Here is an 18,243-nt window from a genome sequence, read left to right as displayed (position 1 = left end):
GGAGACAATCATGTCAGGTGGATGTGGATGTGGTGGCGGTAATGGGGGCAGCGGTGGCTGCGGTTCTTCAAAAAAGACCGAGGCTGTTCTCGACATTGCGCCGGTCGTAGCGGCGCAGTTCGAAGCCCTGCCGGTTGAACCCGCAGGGGCCGATGACGCCCCGGCGCAGTTGATCGCCAGCAGTGAGCAGGAATGGCCGATCATCAGCGTCAACGAGGTGTCGATCACCCCGGAAGCGATGGCCCAGGAGCTGCAATATCACCCGGCCGAAAGCCGCGAGGAGGCAGTCTATCTGGCCGCCCGGGCGCTGGTGATCCGCGAATTGTTGCAGCAGCGCATTGCCGAGCTAGGTGTGTCGCTGGAGATCAGCGCCGGTGAGAACGAAGAAGAAGCGGCCACGCGCTTGTTGCTCGAACGTGAGGTGAAAGTGCCGCAGTGCGACGAGGAGTCGAGTCTGCGTTACTACGAAAACAATCGCGGACGCTTCCACAGCGCGCCGTTGTTGGCGGTGCGGCACATCCTGCTCGAGTGCGCGCCGGACGATGTCGAAGCTAGGGAACTTGCGCAGGGTCAGGCTGAAGTCCTGTTGCAGCAACTGGATGAATTCCCCGGCAGTTTCGCCGAGCTGGCGATGAAATATTCGGCCTGCCCGTCGAAGGCTCAGGGCGGTTCTCTGGGGCAGATCAGCAAGGGCCAGACGGTGCCTGAACTGGAGCGTCAGTTGTTCACCCTGGCACCGGGCCTGGCCAGCAAACCGCTGGAAAGTCGCTACGGCTGGCATGTGATCAGCGTCGATCAGCGAATCGAAGGCATGCCGTTGCCCTATGAAGTGGTGTCGACGGCGATTCGCACGCAGTTGCAGCAAGGCGTCTGGCAAAAAGCGCTGGTGCAGTACCTGCAAACCCTGATCGGTGCGGCGGATATTCGCGGTATCCACTTGCAGGGCGCCGACTCACCGCTGGTGCAGTGAGCCTCGAGGCAAACCGGGAGATGTGATGAACGCTGTAATGCAGGATGGCTTTGGGCGGCAGATCGATTATCTGCGGATGTCGGTGACGGACCGCTGTGATTTTCGCTGTGTGTATTGCATGGCGAAAAACATGACGTTCCTGCCGCGTCAGCAGGTGCTCACCCTGGAAGAGTTGCAGCGTTTGGCGACGCTGTTCGTCGGGTTGGGCGTACGCAAAATCCGTCTGACCGGTGGTGAGCCGCTGATTCGTCCGGGCATTGTCGAACTGTGTCGCAACATCGCCGCGCTGCCCGGTTTGCGCGAACTGGTGATGACCAGCAACGGCTCGCAACTGAGCCGCCTGGCCCGGCCGTTGGTCGACGCCGGGGTCAAGCGGATGAACATCAGCCTCGATAGCCTGGACGGACAGAAATTTCGCGCGATCACCCGCATCGGCGATCTCGACCAGGTGCTTAACGGCATTGAAGCGGCGCGGGAGGCGGGGTTTGAGCGGATCAAACTCAATTGCGTGGTGATGAAGGGGCGCAACTTTGATGAGGTCCCGGCGTTGGTGCAGTACGCCATCGACCAACGTATCGACATCAGTTTCATCGAAGAAATGCCCTTGGGCGACGTCGGTCGTTCTCGGGGTGAATCGTTTTGTTCCAGCGACGAAGTGCGCACGCTGATCGCCAGCCAGCATCGCTTGCTCGACAGCACCGAAAACAGCGGCGGACCGGCGCGCTACGTGCGCCTGGAACGTCATCCCGAGACACGGATCGGTTTCATTTCGCCCAACAGCCACAACTTTTGTGGCAGTTGTAATCGGGTGCGGATGACGGTTGAAGGGAAGTTGTTGCTGTGCCTGGGGCAGGACGATGCGCTGGATTTGCGTGGATTGCTGCGGCGATATCCGTTGGATGACCAACCGGTGATCAACGCGGTGCAGAAGGCCTTGCGCGGCAAGCCATTGCGCCACGATTTCAGCCCCGAAGGGGAGGTGCAGATTGTGCGGTTCATGAACATGAGTGGGGGTTGAGCTGTCTTGCACGATTCAAAAAATACAACCAATCCATGTGGGAGCGGGCTTGCCCGCGAAGAGGCCATTACATCCAACATCAATGTTGACAGATAGACCGCCATCGCGGGCAAGCCCGCTCCCACATGGGACCCGCGCTTGTCACAGATTCACCGCCAAATCTTGATATCGATCAATTGCAGATCAGCACTTTGTCCGTAGCCTTCACTGCATGTTGTGGTTTTAAGTTTGTTTAAGTCTATATGTAGTGTCTGGAGGCCAAATGCAGAGCACGCTGATCGCAGTAGGAAGTAACCGCTTGCACAAGCGCGATGGCAGTCAGGTCGCCTTCGATGCCGACAAGATCCGTCAGGCATTGATCGCCGCCGGCAAGGCGACAGGGGAGTACGGCGAGGTTGAGGTCGAAGGTTTGCTCGACGCGGTATTGGCCAGGCTCGAAGGGTTGCCGAGGCTGCATGTCGAGCAAATCCAGGACCGTGTTGAACGGGTGTTGATGGACGCCGGTTTTTTCCTCGCGATGCGCGCCTACATCGTCTACCGCGAACAGCACGGGCGCTTGCGGCGTGACCGCCGGACCTTGGTCGAAGTCGCGACCTCGATGAACGAATACCTCGACCGCGAAGACTGGCGGGTCCAGGCCAACGCCAATCAAGGCTATTCACTGGGCGGGCTGGTGTTGAACGTATCAGGCAAAGTCACCGCCAACTACTGGCTGGACGAGGTGTACAGCGAGGCTATTGGCCAGGCTCACCGTGAGGCGGATTTGCATGTGCACGACCTCGACATGCTCGCCGGTTACTGCGCCGGCTGGTCGCTGCGCACCCTGTTGCACGAAGGGCTCAACGGTGTGCCGGGGCGTGTCGAAGCCGGTCCGCCTAAGCACTTGAGCAGTGCCCTGGGGCAGATGGTGAATTTCCTCGGCACGTTGCAAAACGAATGGGCCGGGGCCCAGGCGTTCAGCTCGTTCGACACCTACCTGGCGCCCTATGTGCGCAAGGATCAGCTGAGTTATCAAGAGGTGCGCCAGGCGATCCAGGAGTTCATCTACAACCTCAACGTGCCGTCACGCTGGGGCACCCAGACGCCGTTCACCAATCTGACTTTCGATTGGGTGTGCCCGCAGGATTTGCGCGAGCAGATACCCGTCATCGGCGGTGAGGAAATGCCGTTTGCCTATGGCGACCTGCAAGTCGAAATGGAGCTGCTCAACCGCGCCTACATCGAGGTGATGCAGGCCGGCGATGCGAAAGGGCGGGTGTTCACCTTTCCGATCCCGACCTACAACATCACCCACGACTTTCCGTGGGACAGTGAAAACGCTGATCGCCTGTTCGAGATGACTGCGCGTTACGGCCTGCCGTATTTCCAGAACTTCCTCAATTCGGACCTGCAACCCAATCAGGTGCGCTCGATGTGCTGCCGTTTGCAGCTGGATGTCCGTGAGCTGCTCAAGCGTGGCGGCGGCTTGTTCGGTTCAGCGGAGCAGACCGGATCGCTCGGCGTCGTCACCATCAACTGCGCGCGGCTCGGCTATGTGTTCAAGGGTGATACCAGCGGATTGCTGCAGCGCCTGGACACGCTGATGGAACTGGCGATGGAAAGCCTGGAGGTCAAGCGCAAGGTGATTCAACACCACATGGATGCCGGTTTGTACCCGTATACCAAGCGCTACCTCGGAACCCTGCGTAACCATTTTTCCACCATCGGCCTTAATGGCATGCATGAAATGCTGCGCAATTTCACCGGTGACGAGGAGGGCATGCACACCGAGAAGGGCCGGAAGTTTGCCCTGAAGATGCTCGATCACGTGCGTGCCACGTTGCTGCGATTCCAGGAAGAAACCGGCCACATGTACAACCTGGAAGCGACGCCGGCCGAGGGCACGACCTACCGCTTCGCCAAGGAAGATCTCAAGCGCTACCCCGACATTCTCCAGGCGGGCAGCGTGCAAGCGCCGTATTACACCAACTCCTCGCAACTGCCTGTGGGCTACACCGAAGACCCTTTCGAGGCCCTGGAACTTCAAGACGAATTGCAATGCAAGTACACCGGCGGCACGGTCTTGCACCTGTACATGGCCGAGCGGATTTCCTCGACCCAGGCCTGCAAGCAACTGGTGCGCAAAGCCCTTGGCCGCTTCCGCCTGCCGTACCTGACCGTGACCCCGACGTTCTCCATCTGTCCGGTGCACGGCTACCTCGATGGCGAGCATGAATTCTGCCCCAAGTGTGACGAGGTACTGCTGCTGAAAGAGCAAAAGCTCGGCAGCGTTCATTGATTTCGATCCACTCAACCGCAAGGAGCTTCACCATGACTGCATCGCAAACACTGCCCCAGGCTCAACGTCAACGCTGCGAAATCTGGACCCGGGTAATGGGTTATCACCGCCCTGTGTCGGCGTTCAATCCGGGTAAACAATCGGAACACCGCGAGCGGGTGCACTTCACTGAAAGCGCGGCACTGGCCGGGCGCCAATGAGTCGAACGCTTCGGGTCGGGGGCATGGTGCCCCTGACCACTATCGACTATCCGGGACAGCTCGCCTGCGTGCTGTTTTGCCAGGGTTGCGCCTGGCGTTGTCGTTACTGCCATAACCCGCAGTTGATTCCGCCTCGTGGCACAGACGAAGTGGATTGGCGGCGGGTATTGGCGTTTCTGCAACGGCGTCAGGACCTGCTCGATGCGGTGGTGTTCAGCGGCGGTGAGCCGACCTTGCAGGACGGTTTGCTCGGCGCCATGGATGAAGTGCGGGCGATGGGATTTCGTATCGGTTTGCACAGCGCCGGGATCAAGCCTGCTGCATTTGCCAAGGCGCTGACCGGGGCCGATTGGGTCGGTTTCGATGTCAAGGCGTTGCCCGAGGACTGCCAGGCGATCACCCGGGTCGAAGGCAGCGGAACAGCCAACTGGCGCAGCCTTGAGCATCTGCTGGCCAGCGGTGTCGACTACGAATGTCGCACCACCGTGCATTGGCATCTGTTCGAGCCGGCGCGTCTGCTGATCCTCGCCAGGCGCTTGAGCGAACTCGGCGTCAAACGCTTCGCCGTGCAACTGGTTCGCACCGAGCGGATGTTTGATCCGTTGCTGCCGAGTGTTTCGGCACAAGCCTTGCTTCCTGACTTATGGGATGCCATGCGCGAGTTGTTTCCAGCCTTTGTATTACGGGGGTAACCGAGGCTGAGGTTTAACGTTTGACAGGGATATCCAACATTAGGTTTTCAAATGCGCTGCCAATCGGCAGGTATCAAACGGGGAGCATTTGATATGGCCAAATTAACCACGGCACAACGTATCGTCATCGGCTTTGCAATCGCGCCGCTGGCCTTGATGGGCATGGCGTTTTACGCGTTGCACGATCTGGCGACGCTCAAGGAACAGGCGGTCGTCATCGTCAAGCAGGACTGGCCGAAGATCGACCCGATCATGGTCATCGCCACCGGTGTGCGCGATAACGCCCGGAACACCCGGGATTTGCTGATCGATAAAGACAATCAGCAAGTGCAGCAGTCAATCGACGCCACCAAGAAACGCATCACCCAGGCACTCGAAACGCTTGAACCTTTGTTCTATTTGCCGGAGGGCAAAAGCGCTTATGCCGCGCTGAAGAAGAATCGCGAAGCCTACGTGGCGGCGTTCACTCAAGTGCAGGTGCTGATCCGGCAAGGTGCTTTCGATGACGCCATGGCACAGCTGAAGCAAAAGGTCGTGCCGGCTGAACGCGAGGTTTATGGCAGCCTGGATCAGTTGATGGCGCTGCAAGGCAAAATATTCGCCGACCGGGAACAGTCGGCGCAGGAGCTGTACAGCGATGCCCGGCGCAATATGCTCGGGTTGTTTTTGTTCTGTGTGGCGCTGGTCATCGCCGCCGCGGTAATCGTCACACGCAGTGTGACCCGGCCATTGGGCGGCGAGCCGGATGATGCCGCACGGTTTTTGAGTCAGATCGCTCAGGGCGACCTGACGATTCAGGTGCCCGTGAACTCAAGTGTCGGCGGCAGCGTGATGATGAACATGCACCAGATGCAGCAAAGTCTGAATGCCATGGTCAAGCACATCGCGACGTCGGTGGACCAGGTGGCCAGTTCCTCCGAAGAGCTGAGTGCGGTCAGCAGCCAGACCAGCAGCAACCTGCAATTGCAGGGGCTGGAGATCGAACAGGCAGCCACCGCGGTGAACCAGATGACCGCGGCGGTCGACGAAGTGGCGCGCAATGCGGTCAGCACTTCCGAGGCCTCGCGGCAGTCCGAGCAAACCGCACAGCGCGGGCGTGAACAGGTTCAGGAAACCGTGGTTTCAATCGGCGCATTGGCCGATGGCGTCACCGACACCTCACAGCGCATCGAGCAACTGGCGGGCCGGGTGCAGGACATCAGCAAGGTGCTGGACGTGATTCGCAGCATCGCCGAGCAGACCAATTTGCTGGCCCTCAACGCGGCCATTGAAGCGGCCCGTGCCGGGGATGCCGGACGCGGTTTTGCCGTGGTCGCCGATGAAGTGCGCGCCCTGGCCCATCGCACGCAAGAGTCCACCCAGGAAATCGAGCAGATGATTGGCAACATTCGTCTCGATACCGGCCATGCCGTGACGGCCATGCAAAGCAGCAGCAACCTGGTTCGGGCCACCCTTGAAGTGGCGCAGCGCTCGGGGGATGCATTGGACGAAATCACCCGGTCGATCTCACAGATCAACGAGCGCAACATGATGATTGCCAGTGCCACGGAAGAGCAGGCGTTGGTGGCGCGGGAGGTGGATCGTAATCTGATGGGCATCCGCAACTTGTCCGAGCAGGTCTTGCTGGGTGCCCAACATACTCACACGGCGGGTCACGATTTGGCGCAGATGGCCGGGGCGCTGCACCAGACGGTGGCGCGGTTCAAGGTCTAGTTGATCCGCTGGTGGTTGCGGCGGGGGCTCAGTTCCAGCCCCAGAACTGCAACCACCAGCCGAAGCCTACCAAGCCGATGGCGAGTAACAGGCAAGTGCTGCCCAACCCGCGCCGCGCCAGGGAAAGGCTTTCGCGGTCCAGCCGTTTCCATCCCAGCAACAGGCTCCAGCCAATCGCGGCCACTAACAGACAGGCCCTGGCGGGTTGTACCCATTCCAGCAGCAGCCCTTCATAGCGCAGCAATTTCACCGTTGTGGCCGACAGCCCGAGAAACAACCCTGCACCACCCAAGGGCGTGAGTGTCATTGCCAGGGGCCAATACAGTGCAGGATCTTGCGCCAGTCGCGCGGTCAGGCGCAGAAGGAACATCAGCGCCGTGCCCAACACCATCGAACTCAAACCCAGATAAACGACGATGCTGAAACCGTCGAGCCAGCTGAAACTGTCGTTGAGCTGTGGGTAATGGGTGAGCAGCCACCAGGGCGCGTTGTCCTCCAGGGCCCAGAGTTGGTCGTGCTCGACCAGCCATTGGGCGAGGGTTTGTTTGAGGGCGACGAACCATGGGCTGACCGTCCACTGAAACGCACCCATGGCCAGGCCGATCACGCCGAACAGCAATAAGCGCGCGTCCCACGGTGAAAGTGTCTGCGCCGTCGCGTGAAGAATTTCCTGATTGCTGGAGCGAGCGATCAGCTGAACAGCGCCGCGTTGTCCGCTGCAGCGTCCGCAGGCATGACAGTCACTGGCACCTTGCATGCGACGGATATCGAGCAAAGGTGCGCAGTTGGGCGGTGGCAGGCGTGGTGCGGCGTTTTCCATCCAGCGTTGTTCGTCTACTTGAAAATGCACGGGAGCCAGGCGAGCGAGCAGGGCGAAGACGCCGCTGACCGGGCACAGGTAACGGCACCAGACGCGTTTGCCCCGGGCGAACAGCAACCCGACGATGACCGCGGCGACGGTCGAGCCGCCCAGAATCAAGAGCGCCGCCTGGGCGTAGTCATAGACGCTGATCAACTGGCCGTAGAGGGTCGTCAGGCAGAACGCGAGGGTTGGCCAGCCGCCCCAGCGCAACCAGCGCGGCACACCCAAACCTTTGCCGTAATGGCTGGCCCATTCGCTGAGTGAACCTTCCGGACAGAGAACCCCACACCAGAGGCGGCCGAACAGCACGATCGACAGCAGCACGAACGGCCACCAGATCCCCCAAAACAAAAACTGCGCGAACAGAGTCAGGTTATCGAGCATCCGTGCCTGGCTGCCCGGCAGCGGCAACACCGCCGGTACCACCAACAACAACGCATAGAACAGTACAACGGCCCACTGCACAGCGCGAATGACGGGAGCATGACGACGCATGCCGTCGCCCAGGCGCTGCAGCCATCGATTGTGGCGACTCAGTTCAGGCATGGGACTTTTTCCGCAGCACGTTGACGCAGCCATCCGCCGACGGTCAGCCAGTAACCTGCCAGCACCAGTAATGTCATGCCGCTGGGCGTCGCGCGATAACCGGCAAAACCGGCAAGGAAACCACCCAAGCCATGGCTGTCGCTGAGCACGGCACTGCTGTCCCAAAGCGCATCACCAACGAGGCTGTACATCACTTCCGGTAAATCCAGGGCGAGTAATTGACCGCCAATTCGCTCGGTGCCGCTGACCAGCAATGCCGCGCCAAGCAATAGCAAGACAGCTTCGCTGATAGCGAAGAATCGTTGCCACGAAATGAACTGTCGACTGCTGTGCAGCAGGGCAATGGTCAGGGCCGATAGCGCCATCCCCATTGCACCGCCAATGGCGAACAAGCCGAGTTGCGGACCTCGTAACTGAGCGCCGGCGCCATAGAGAAACACCACCGTTTCACTGCCTTCGCGGCTGACGGCAAGCATGGCCAGCAGTAACAGGCCTGCGCCACCTTGCCGGGCCAGGTGGCTATCGGCGTGTCGTTGCAAATCGTGCTTGAGCGTGCGCCCGTGGCGGTGCATCCAGCCGACCATTTGCACGATCAGCAGGCTCGCCACCAGCGCGAGTGCGGCCTGGAACCATTCACTGGCCGAGCCGCTCATGGCCTCGCCGGCAAACAGAATCAACACAGCCAGCAGGCCCGAGAGCATCAATCCCAGCACGACGCCTGCCCACAAGTACTTCGCCAGTCGATCAGCCTGAGGCTGCTGGCTGACCCAGGCCTGGAGAATGCCGATCACCAGCAGCGCCTCGACGCTTTCGCGCCAGACAATGAACAATGATTGATTCATGAAAACTCCGTGTTGGAACGGGTTATTTCGCGAGGATGCCGCCCTCGGGCAGTTGCGGATTGAACTCGTCGAAGAAGGGGTAGTGGCCGGGCCTGAGCGGGTGAATGACCACGAAGGTTGTCACGCCCGGCGACAGTACTTTTTCAACCCGCAAGGGCGTGCTCTCGAATTCGGCCGGGCCTTGGCCGATATTTTTCAGGATGATCTTGAAGCGCTGACGGGCCGGAACCTCCAGCAAGGCAGGGGAGAAGTGGCCATCGCGCAGGCTCAGTTCATAGCTCGGTAATTCGGCATAGGCTGTGAACGGTGCTACTGCTCCGGCAAGCATCAGCCAGGCAATCCGCAAACGCTTCATTCAATAGCCGCCTTTTTTACCGATACCGGCGTAGATGAACTCGTAGTGCAATTCGCAGCGTTCAAACCAGGGGGCTACGCCGGTTTCCTTATCGGTATGGCGGCCAAGGGAACCATGACCGCCAGGTGGCAGGACGGTGAAGGTCAGCTGATATTTACCTGGACCGAGCAGCTTTACATTGTCGCCATAGTGCGGGCCGTCATTGGCGACCATGGCGTGGAAATCGCCTTTGAGTTCGTTCTCGCTGCCCTGTTTTTTCAGGTTGAACGAGACATTCAGATAAGGCACGAAACTGCCTTCCTGAAAGCCTTGCCGATTGTCCGCCGTGGCGCGAATGTCGGCTTCCAGGTGCACATCGGAATCCGCGGTGGCCCGCATCATTCCGGCAGGCGCCATCTCGATCGGCTGCAAATACACCGCCCCGACTTCCAGCCCCGGACACAGCTGCGGTTCCCCTATCGGGTATTCCTTGGCCTGAGCCAGCGGTGTTAGCAACAGCAGGGCGAGTGACAGCGAAAAGGTCGTACGCATGATGTCTTCCTGGGCACTAACGAGTGGGAGCCCGAGTGTAGGAAGCTTTCCTGCGAATAATAATGATTGTTATCAAGTTTGCAGTGATTAAGCCTGGGACGACGGGGAGCGCTTTCGAAATCGCTCGGCACGGTCGACGCAATCGTTCATCTGCGCCGCCGCGTGAATCGTCAGAGGATGCTGGGTGAAGCCGGGCCGGGGTGAAATGTAGGCGGCCATTTCGCGGGCGACGGCCAATTGTTGGTCCGAACCTTGTGTCAGTAACGCGATGACCAGGTTTTCCAGGGCAATCACCCGGACACGAAGGTGGACCAGTTCTGCATTGGTCAATTCGGGGGGAGAGGCAAATGCTTCTGCATCGAGTGATTTTTCCGTGACTTCATCATCCCAGGTCGACAATTGGACAGGGCTTTGGTCTTCGGCAGGAGTTTTTTTACCAGGCATAAGTAGCTTCTCCAGGTGTTTTTTTTGGCCGCCCAAGGGGGGAAAGCGGCTGATTCCCCAGCAGAGCAAAGCTTAGCCATACCTTGATTCGTATCAAGGTCGTTTTTGCGCGAGCGATGTAGGTTGGGGGCACATCCTACAGGCAAGCCGGGGATCGACATGGCCAAGAATTTTCCCATCAGCCCCAAGCATCCCGAGCGCATTTGCTGGGGTTGTGACAGGTACTGTCCAGCAAACTCCCTGGCGTGCGGCAACGGCTCCGACCGCACAATGCATCCGGCTGAAATGATTGGAGACGATTGGTATCTGCATGGCGACTGGGGCATTGATCCGTTGATCGCGGTAAAAGACGTGACAGACGAACCCGGCCTGAAGGGTTGAGCACCCCTTTAAACATCGAAACCACCTGACGGAATTTTTTTTGAAATCAAGGGGTTGCCAGCCTCGGGAAATCAGTACATAATTCACGCCATCGAAAGCACTGACCGCTGAAAAAGCTCAATGTTTTCAAGGAGTTAGATCACGAATCTTACTCCAAGTTTGTACGCGTTTGATGTTGTGCTACATGACATCAGATGTTTGAGGCCGAGTAGCAAAATGGTTATGCAGTGGATTGCAAATCCACCTACGCCGGTTCGATTCCGACCTCGGCCTCCACTTTAAACAAGCTCCGTAGATCTATGATTTACGGAGCTTTTTTATTTGCACTGTCCGGCAAGATTTAATCTTGAAAGGGCAGTCGCGAACCTGCTTCACCGGAGCGGGAGTTTCTCCAGCACCCTATCTGCGCAGGCTCCCCTCCCTCCGTAAAATATTTTCAAAGTCCCCCCAAATCAACGCTTGGGAGCTAATTGTGAGCCGCAGCTCTCAATAGACCCATCTCCCACAAGCTCTGCACCGCCTTGCCAATCTCTCGCCAAGAATTACTCGAATAGCGATTTGCACAACCGAATGCCGCTTTCAAATGCGAATGCAAATACGTATTAAAAGCGTATTTTTTTGTATACCATGCGCGTCGATTTGTTGGCATGTATGTCATTTCATTTGGCTATTTTCTCAAGGTTTTTTCGATGCGTCGTACTCTGGTTTCTATCTGTGTGCTTCAGGCGTTTTCCGTTTCTTCCTGGGCTGAGGAAGCGACAATCGATAAAGCCAGTCTGGAGTTGCAAGCGACCGACATCGTTGGCACTGCTGATTTTGAAACGGCCTTGGGGCCGGTGGATGGGTATCGCGCGACGCGTTCGGCCAGTGCGACGCGTACCGACACGTCGATCCACGAAACACCACAATCCATAACTGTGGTGCCCAAGGATGTGGTAGAGGACATCGGTGCCACCCGGCTGCAGGACGCGCTCGACTATGCCGGCGGCGTCGGGCGGGCCAACAACTTTGGTGGCCAGGGTTTGACTACTTTCACGGTGCGTGGATTTACCACCGGCGAGTTCTACCGCAACGGCTTTCCGATCAACCGTGGTTATCCGAACATGCCGGATGCGAACACCATCGAGCGGCTTGAAGTGTTGCGCGGGCCAGCGACCATGCTCTATGGCCGAGGCGATCCAGGTGGCACATTCAACGTCATTTCCAAACAACCCCTGGCCGTGCCCGTTGTAACCTTGGGTAGCCAACTCGATGACCAGGGAATGAAGCGTGGCACGCTGGACGCCTCCGGCCCGCTGGATGATGAAGGCCGCCTGGCCTATCGCCTGAATGTGGTAGGTGAGGGCGGCGATACCTTCCGTGATCATGTTGAAACCGAGCGCTACGGCGTAGCGCCGGTACTAAGCTGGCAGGTCACCGATGAGACCAAGGTGATCTTCGAAGGTGACTTCATGCGCAACAACCATCCGCTTGATCGCGGTGTGACGCGCTATCCGAATCAGATTGGCACCGCCTCTCGCGATACCTTCTTCGGCGAAAAAGACGTTGGCAAATTGCACAACGACAACAACATGGCGCAGCTGCGTTTCGAGCACCTGCTGAGCGATAACTGGACGTTGGGTGGTGGTTTCCAATGGCTCGATGGCACTCTTGAAGGCAATGCCGTTGAGGCCAATGGTGTCGCGGCCGACGGTCGCACCTTGGGCCGCAACTTTAACTACCGCAAGCTGGAATGGACGGATAAAGACACTCAGCTCAACCTCACCGGGCATTTCACGGTGGGCGGTTTCGATCACACCTTGCTGACCGGTGTCGAATTCGAAGACTACGACTACAAGTCGATCATTCAGCGCTCCAGCGGCGCGGTGAGTGCGTATCCGATTGATATCTTCAATCCGGTGTATGGCCAGCCTCGACCAGCCTTGACCCGAACCCCGACCAACGATCAAGAAAACCTCAAGACCTACGCCGCTTTCCTCCAGGATCAAGTGGCATTGACCGAGCGCTTGAAACTCCTAGCCGGTGCCCGCTTCGAGCGCTTCGAACATGACTACGAAACCTTTGTACCGGGCGGTAAAAGCTGGGAAGCCAGCGACAATGCCGTGACCCCGCGCATAGGGCTGACCTACGATCTCACCGACACCGTGGCGATCTATGCCAATACGGCCCGCTCGTTCAAGCCCAACACGGGTGCCAGTCGTCAAGGCGGTGGTTTCGAACCGGAAAAAGGCAAATCCTATGAGTTGGGTATCAAGTGGGAAGCGCTGGACAGTCAATTGAGTGTCGACGCGGCGATCTACCAGATTGAAAAGCGCAACGTACTCACCACCGATCCTGTGGACTCTACCTTCAGTGTGGCGGCAGGCGAGGTGCGCAGCCGTGGTTTCGACCTGAACGTTGCCGGCAACCTGACTCCGCAATGGCGGGTGATTGGCGGTTACGCCTATGTCGATGCGGAAGTGACCAAGGACAACGTCATCAAGTCCGGTACCCGACTGATGAACATTCCGCAGAACAGCTTCAGCCTGCTCAACGTCTACGAGTTCCAGGATGGCGTATTTAAGGGCTTGGGTCTGGGCACAGGTCTGAAGTACGTAGATGAGCGCGAAGGGCAGACAGCCAACACAGCATTTTCAATGGGCAGCTACACCGTCGTCGACCTACTCAGCTATTACAAGGTCAACGAAAGGATCAGGATCAACCTGGATGTGAAGAACTTAACTGACGAAGACTATGAGGAAGGGGCGTTCGGCAATGTCTATGCCTATCCAGGGGCCCCAAGAACGGTACAGGTCGGCATTTCATACACGTTGTAATCCAGTTGATGTCCAATCCTTGAATATCGGAAGGCTCAGTATGGCTCCGCGACCATTGAGTCCTGGCTGACAAAGTGATTTTGGTTTGAGTACAAAAGGGCCGTTGAAGGGCCCTTTTTATTTGCAGATATCGACCTCAGTAACCAAATCCTCAACAGATGATTCCGGCTATCTGCTACATCTCCATTATGCATTTCGCAAACCTTCAAAAGGGCCAGGACGATGAATTCAAGTTGGGCAGGGCAGGTGGCGCTTGTGAGCGGTGCGGGCAGTCAGATCGGAATCGGTATGGCAATTGCCCATCGTCTTGGGGCTCAAGGGGCCAAGCTGATTGTCACGGCAAGCAGCGCACGCATCACTGAGCGGGTTGCGGAGTTACGCGCCGCCGGCTTCGAAGCAGAGGGTCGACCGGTAGACTTAACTCAGGAAACCCAGGTTAGTGAGTTCGTCGCTTGGGCTGAGGCCGTCTGGGGCCGCATCGATATTCTTGTAAATAATGCCGGTATGGCGATGCAAGGGAGTCCTGAACCGTTCGCCGAGTTCACGAATACGAGCCTCGAAACCTGGAATCTTTCCATCGCTAGAAATCTGACAACTGCGTTCCTGTTAACTCAAGGGGTGTTGCCTGGGATGCGGGCTAGAGGATATGGCCGCATAGTGAACATCAGCTCAACTACAGGTACCCGAGCCAGTAATCCAGGAGAGGCTGCTTATAGTGCAGCAAAGGCGGGAATGGTAGGGATGAACATGAGCCTTGCCCTTGAGGTTGCTCAATTTGGTATCACGGTGAATTCGGTAGCCCCTGGTTGGATAGCTACAGGGTCGAGCACTCCTGATGAAGTAAAAGCAGCACGCTCTACACCCCTTGGAAGGGCGGGTCGGCCAGAGGAAGTGGCCGCTGCCGTTGTATTCTTGGCTTCACCTGAAGCGAGTTACATCACAGGTGAGTTGCTCGTGGTGGATGGAGGCAATTGCTTGGTTGAGAACAAAGCTTATTAAGACTTTTTTAATCCCTTCTGCGACCGTTGACTCCTGCGCTGGACAATATTGTCTCAACTCAAAAAAGCAGGAAGATTGAGGTCATTTCTCCCATTGCTCCAGCAGTATTGAGACGAATTTTTCTGCTGCTGGAGAGAGTGAGGCGCCTCTTCGATAAACCAGTCCCAACGATCGGTTCACAATAGGCTCTATCAAAGGAACGCTCACCAATGTTGGATGATCCACAGCAGGCATTGCGAGGCTCGGCATTGCCGAAACGCCTAAGCCAGCTTCCACCAGGCCCAGCGATGTAGATAGGTGTTGCACCTCATAGAACCATTGCGGACGCCAGCTCAAGCCGGACAAAGCGTGGTCAAGCAGCATGCGGTTACCGCTTAGGCGACCGACCCCGATAAGGCGGTAGTTGCTAAGTTCAGACCAGGTTACCTCGCTACGCTCGGCCAGTTCATGATCGCGTCGACAAGCCAAAACAAAAGGCTCGTTGACCAACGGCACGAACTCTATGTCTGGGTGTTGGCCGCTCATCATGTTGATGCCAAAGTCGGCTTCGCCACGCAGTACAGCCTCCAGTCCTTCGTTCGCACTGAGATCAAGCAAGCGAATGCGAATTTGTGGATAGCGCTCGTTGTAGAGGCGGATTACTGAAGGGAGGAAGTAAAAGGCTGCGGTGGGGATACAGGCAAGGGTTACACGGCCGCTCTGCCGCTCCGCCAGCTCTCGGATGTTAAGTATCGAGTCGTCGAAGTCATCCAGTAAGCGTCGCGCCTTGGGCAGGAAGTCTCGCCCAACGCTGGTGAGGCTTACCCTTCTTGTCGTGCGATCCAGAAGCGCTGTCCCCAATCCCTCTTCAAGCTTTTTCATTCTCCGACTCAATGCGGGTTGAGAAAGATGCAATGCATCGGCAGCTTCATGGAAGCTTCCAAGTTCTGCGATCTTCACGAAAGATCGGATGTCATTGAGCTCATAATTCACTTTTTCGTCTCACAATCCGAGAGTTGTTAAGCCCAGTCAGCCTAAATCCATCATTCGTGAAACGCAATAATCAGGCTGATATTTGCATTGGAAACAATTTTTAAAGCCTGCGACTCTTGCTCACAAGACATCAATTGCCCCGATTGATCAATAAGAGTCAGTATTCATGCAACGAATTCCCTGTGTGCTAATGCGCGGTGGTACTTCCAAAGGCCCAGTGTTCCTCGCCTGGGATTTACCTGTTGCGATCGAAGACCGTGACGAACTGCTGCTCAACGTTATGGGTTCTGGCCATGAGCTGGAAATTGACGGTATCGGTGGCGGTAGTCCGCAAACCAGCAAGGTGGCGATCGTTAGCCCGTCGCTGCATCCTGAGGCGGATGTCGACTATCTGTTCGTCCAAGTCATGGTTTCCCAGCGTCGAGTCGACACCGCGCCTAATTGCGGCAATATGCTTTGCGCCGTTGGCCCGTTCGCCATTGAGCAGGGGCTGGTAAAAGCTTCCAAAGACCTGACCCGTGTGCGTATTCGTAACCTCAACACGGGGACTTTTGTGAACGCCGAGGTACAGACGCCCGGTGGGAAGGTCAGCTATGAAGGTGACACCGCCATCGATGGCGTGCCGGGTACCGCCGCTCCTGTGCAACTGACCTTCCTGGATGCTGCGGGCAGCAAGACCGGCAAACTTTTCCCTACTGGGCAAACGCAGGATTTGATCGACGGTATTCCAGTAACCTGCATCGACATGGCGATGCCGATGATGATCGTCGAAGCCGGCCAACTGGGTAAGCGCGGCGATGAAAGTCCTGCTGAACTGGATGCCGACAAAGAGTTCCTGCGTCGCCTGGAGTCCTTGCGACTGCAAGCCGGCTTGGTAATGGGCCTGGGTGACGTCAGCGACAAAGTGATTCCCAAGCCAGTACTCGTGTCACCGGCCAAGGCTGGCGGCACAATCCAGGTGCGCTACTTCATGCCACACAACTGCCATCGGGCCTTGGCGATCACCGGTTCCATCGGCCTAGCCACCGCTTGTGTCACTGAAGACAGTGTGGTCGCGCAATTGCTCGGCGGGATTAGCGAGCCGCGCATGAAGCAAGTACGCATTGAACATCCAAGTGGCGGGATAGATGTCGTACTGTCCTACACCGGCGTTCAGGGTGAGACAATTCGTGCCTCAGTGGTGCGTACATCGCGCAGGCTGTTCTCCGGTTTTGTCTACGCCACGGCTTCCCAACGACTTGCCGGATAATCTCCCCTGGTCATTGCCGTTCTTGCATCAGCACTATTCTAAAAATGGGTGATGCCATGAAAGTTGTAAAATCGCTCTACTTCCAGATTCTCCTCGCCGTGCTGTTGGGTGTGCTGGTCGGGCATTTTTGGTCGCAACAGGCCATAGCCTTGAAACCGCTTGGTGACGCCTTCATCAAGTTGATCAAGATGATGATCGCTCCGGTAGTGTTCTGCACGATCGTCACCGGTATCGCCGGCATGAGCGACAAACGCTCACTCGGGCGTCTGTTGAGCAAGACCATGCTGCTGTTCCTGGCGCTGACCGTGATCAGCCTGATCATCGGCCTGGTATCGGTCTACCTGTTCAAACCCGGTGTGGGCATGAACATTGACCCAGCCCACTTGAGCACCGAGGGACTGTCGCAGTACACCGATTCCGCCGCGAAGCTGGGAGTGGTCGAGTTTTTCATGCACATCATCCCGGAAACCTTCATTGGTGCTTTCAATAAGGGTGAAGTGCTGCCGGTGTTGTTCATCGCGGTGCTTTGCGGTTTTGCGCTGTCGGCCATCGGCGAGCGCGGCAAGCCGGTACTGGATGTACTGGAATCTGCCTCGCACATGGTGTTCAAAATATTCTCCTATCTGATGCGCTTCGCTCCGATCGGTGCATTTGGCGCTTTGGCGTTCACCGTAGGCCAGTACGGTATTACATCGTTGGGCTCCTTGGCCAAGCTGATCATGACCTTGTATGTAGCCTGTGCCTTCTTCGTCTTTGTGGTGCTGGGGAGCATTTGCCGGGCCAATGGCTTCAGTCTCTGGAAGTTGCTGCGCTACTTGCGCGAAGAGTTCCTGGTAGTGCTCGGGACTTCCTCCACCGAGCCGGTGATGCCGCGTATGTTGGAAAAGCTGCAAGCCCTGGGTTGCAAGAAAGGCGTGGTGGGGTTGGTGCTGCCAACGGGATACTCGTTTAACCTCGACGGTACGGCGATCTACCTCTCCCTCGCAGCGGTATTCATTGCTCAGGCCTGCAACATCGAGCTAAGCCTGACACAGACCGTGACCATGCTGGCCATCATGCTGTTGTCCTCGAAAGGGGCCGCAGGTGTGACCGGAGCCGGTTTTGTCGCACTGGCTTCGACACTGACTGTGATCCATGACATTCCCTTGGCCGGCCTTGCCTTGCTGATCGGAATCGACCGCTTCATGTCGGAAGCCCGGGCCTTGACCAGTCTGGCAAGCAATGCGGTGGCTACCGTGGTGATGTCCATCTCGGAGAACGCTTGCGATCGCGAGACACTGATGCGGACTCTTGACGGCGAACCGTCGTCCGCCCAGACCCAGACCCAGAGTGAAAACTGGGATGGTCGCAAGGCCACAGAACACGTCTGACCGGA

Annotated in this window: 17 protein-coding genes and 1 tRNA gene; 12 read left to right on the top strand and 6 right to left on the bottom strand. The window is 57.5% G+C overall.

The annotated features are described in order from the left end of the window. The first annotated feature begins 10 nt into the window (after positions 1–10). The 6 genes from AC3WP4_RS05355 to AC3WP4_RS05330 all read left to right on the top strand — a co-directional run bounded on the left by AC3WP4_RS05355 (position 11) and on the right by AC3WP4_RS05330 (position 6,871). Positions 11–970, top strand: a complete 960-nt coding sequence (locus tag AC3WP4_RS05355) for a peptidylprolyl isomerase (protein WP_102614422.1) — start codon at positions 11–13, stop codon at positions 968–970. Positions 971–995: 25 nt separating this feature from the next. Further along, complete coding sequence (gene moaA / locus AC3WP4_RS05350; protein WP_102614421.1) at positions 996–1,988, top strand: GTP 3',8-cyclase MoaA; 993 nt, start codon at positions 996–998, stop codon at positions 1,986–1,988. A 262-nt stretch (positions 1,989–2,250) separates the two neighbouring features. After that, entirely contained in the window at positions 2,251–4,266 is a 2,016-nt protein-coding gene (locus tag AC3WP4_RS05345; protein ID WP_102614420.1) for a ribonucleoside triphosphate reductase, read from the top strand. A 32-nt stretch (positions 4,267–4,298) separates the two neighbouring features. Then, complete coding sequence (nrdD, locus tag AC3WP4_RS05340; protein WP_102614419.1) at positions 4,299–4,466, top strand: anaerobic ribonucleoside-triphosphate reductase; 168 nt, start codon at positions 4,299–4,301, stop codon at positions 4,464–4,466. Next, a complete protein-coding gene (locus AC3WP4_RS05335; protein WP_102614418.1) occupies positions 4,463–5,158 on the top strand; it encodes an anaerobic ribonucleoside-triphosphate reductase activating protein in 696 nt (231 codons plus the stop codon). The genes nrdD and AC3WP4_RS05335 overlap by 4 nt, the downstream gene beginning before the upstream one ends. A 93-nt stretch (positions 5,159–5,251) precedes the next feature. Continuing rightward, positions 5,252–6,871: a methyl-accepting chemotaxis protein gene (locus AC3WP4_RS05330; protein ID WP_102614417.1), complete on the top strand. Its 1,620-nt coding sequence runs from the start codon at positions 5,252–5,254 to the stop codon at positions 6,869–6,871. Between the two features lie 28 nt (positions 6,872–6,899). Here the strand turns inward: AC3WP4_RS05330 and AC3WP4_RS05325 are convergent, their stop codons facing one another. The 5 genes from AC3WP4_RS05325 to AC3WP4_RS05305 form a co-directional block, all read right to left on the bottom strand. Next, entirely contained in the window at positions 6,900–8,279 is a 1,380-nt protein-coding gene (locus tag AC3WP4_RS05325) for a 4Fe-4S binding protein (RefSeq protein WP_102614416.1), read from the bottom strand. Then, positions 8,267–9,121: an FTR1 family iron permease gene (locus tag AC3WP4_RS05320; protein ID WP_102614415.1), complete on the bottom strand. Its 855-nt coding sequence runs from the start codon at positions 9,119–9,121 to the stop codon at positions 8,267–8,269. Before AC3WP4_RS05320 ends, AC3WP4_RS05325 begins: the two co-directional genes overlap by 13 nt. 22 nt (positions 9,122–9,143) lie before the next feature. Then, positions 9,144–9,476: a cupredoxin domain-containing protein gene (locus tag AC3WP4_RS05315; RefSeq protein WP_102614414.1), complete on the bottom strand. Its 333-nt coding sequence runs from the start codon at positions 9,474–9,476 to the stop codon at positions 9,144–9,146. Further along, the gene (locus tag AC3WP4_RS05310) at positions 9,477–10,007 is read right to left on the bottom strand and encodes an iron transporter (protein ID WP_074877111.1); all 531 of its coding nucleotides are present in this window, start codon (positions 10,005–10,007) and stop codon (positions 9,477–9,479) included. 87 nt (positions 10,008–10,094) lie between these two features. Beyond that, a complete protein-coding gene (locus tag AC3WP4_RS05305; protein WP_074877110.1) occupies positions 10,095–10,451 on the bottom strand; it encodes a hypothetical protein in 357 nt (118 codons plus the stop codon). Between the two features lie 159 nt (positions 10,452–10,610). Between AC3WP4_RS05305 and AC3WP4_RS05300 the strand changes: the two genes are divergently transcribed. The 4 genes from AC3WP4_RS05300 to AC3WP4_RS05285 all read left to right on the top strand — a co-directional run bounded on the left by AC3WP4_RS05300 (position 10,611) and on the right by AC3WP4_RS05285 (position 14,647). After that, positions 10,611–10,832: a DUF3079 domain-containing protein gene (locus AC3WP4_RS05300; protein ID WP_008153606.1), complete on the top strand. Its 222-nt coding sequence runs from the start codon at positions 10,611–10,613 to the stop codon at positions 10,830–10,832. 202 nt (positions 10,833–11,034) lie between these two features. Continuing rightward, positions 11,035–11,108 (top strand) — tRNA-Cys (locus AC3WP4_RS05295). A gap of 413 nt (positions 11,109–11,521) precedes the next feature. Next, on the top strand, positions 11,522–13,648 hold the full coding sequence (locus AC3WP4_RS05290; protein WP_102614477.1) for a TonB-dependent siderophore receptor: 2,127 nt from the start codon (positions 11,522–11,524) through the stop codon (positions 13,646–13,648). A 222-nt stretch (positions 13,649–13,870) separates the two neighbouring features. Beyond that, a complete protein-coding gene (locus AC3WP4_RS05285) occupies positions 13,871–14,647 on the top strand; it encodes an SDR family NAD(P)-dependent oxidoreductase (RefSeq protein WP_102614413.1) in 777 nt (258 codons plus the stop codon). An 81-nt stretch (positions 14,648–14,728) separates the two neighbouring features. Here the strand turns inward: AC3WP4_RS05285 and AC3WP4_RS05280 are convergent, their stop codons facing one another. Continuing rightward, positions 14,729–15,619: a LysR family transcriptional regulator gene (locus AC3WP4_RS05280; RefSeq protein WP_074876985.1), complete on the bottom strand. Its 891-nt coding sequence runs from the start codon at positions 15,617–15,619 to the stop codon at positions 14,729–14,731. Positions 15,620–15,785: 166 nt separating this feature from the next. On the opposite strand from AC3WP4_RS05280, the gene AC3WP4_RS05275 reads away from it, so the two are divergent. Beyond that, the gene (locus tag AC3WP4_RS05275) at positions 15,786–16,868 is read left to right on the top strand and encodes a 4-oxalomesaconate tautomerase (RefSeq protein ID WP_102614412.1); all 1,083 of its coding nucleotides are present in this window, start codon (positions 15,786–15,788) and stop codon (positions 16,866–16,868) included. Between the two features lie 44 nt (positions 16,869–16,912). Continuing rightward, positions 16,913–18,238 carry a C4-dicarboxylate transporter DctA gene (gene dctA / locus AC3WP4_RS05270; RefSeq protein ID WP_074876982.1) on the top strand — a complete coding sequence of 442 codons (1,326 nt, stop codon included), beginning with the start codon at positions 16,913–16,915 and terminating at the stop codon, positions 18,236–18,238. Positions 18,239–18,243: the final 5 nt, after the last annotated feature.

The organism is Pseudomonas sp. FW305-20 (assembly GCF_058788075.1).
The sequence above is the reverse complement of the archived record's forward strand: the minus strand, read 5'-3'. Positions and strand labels throughout refer to the sequence as shown.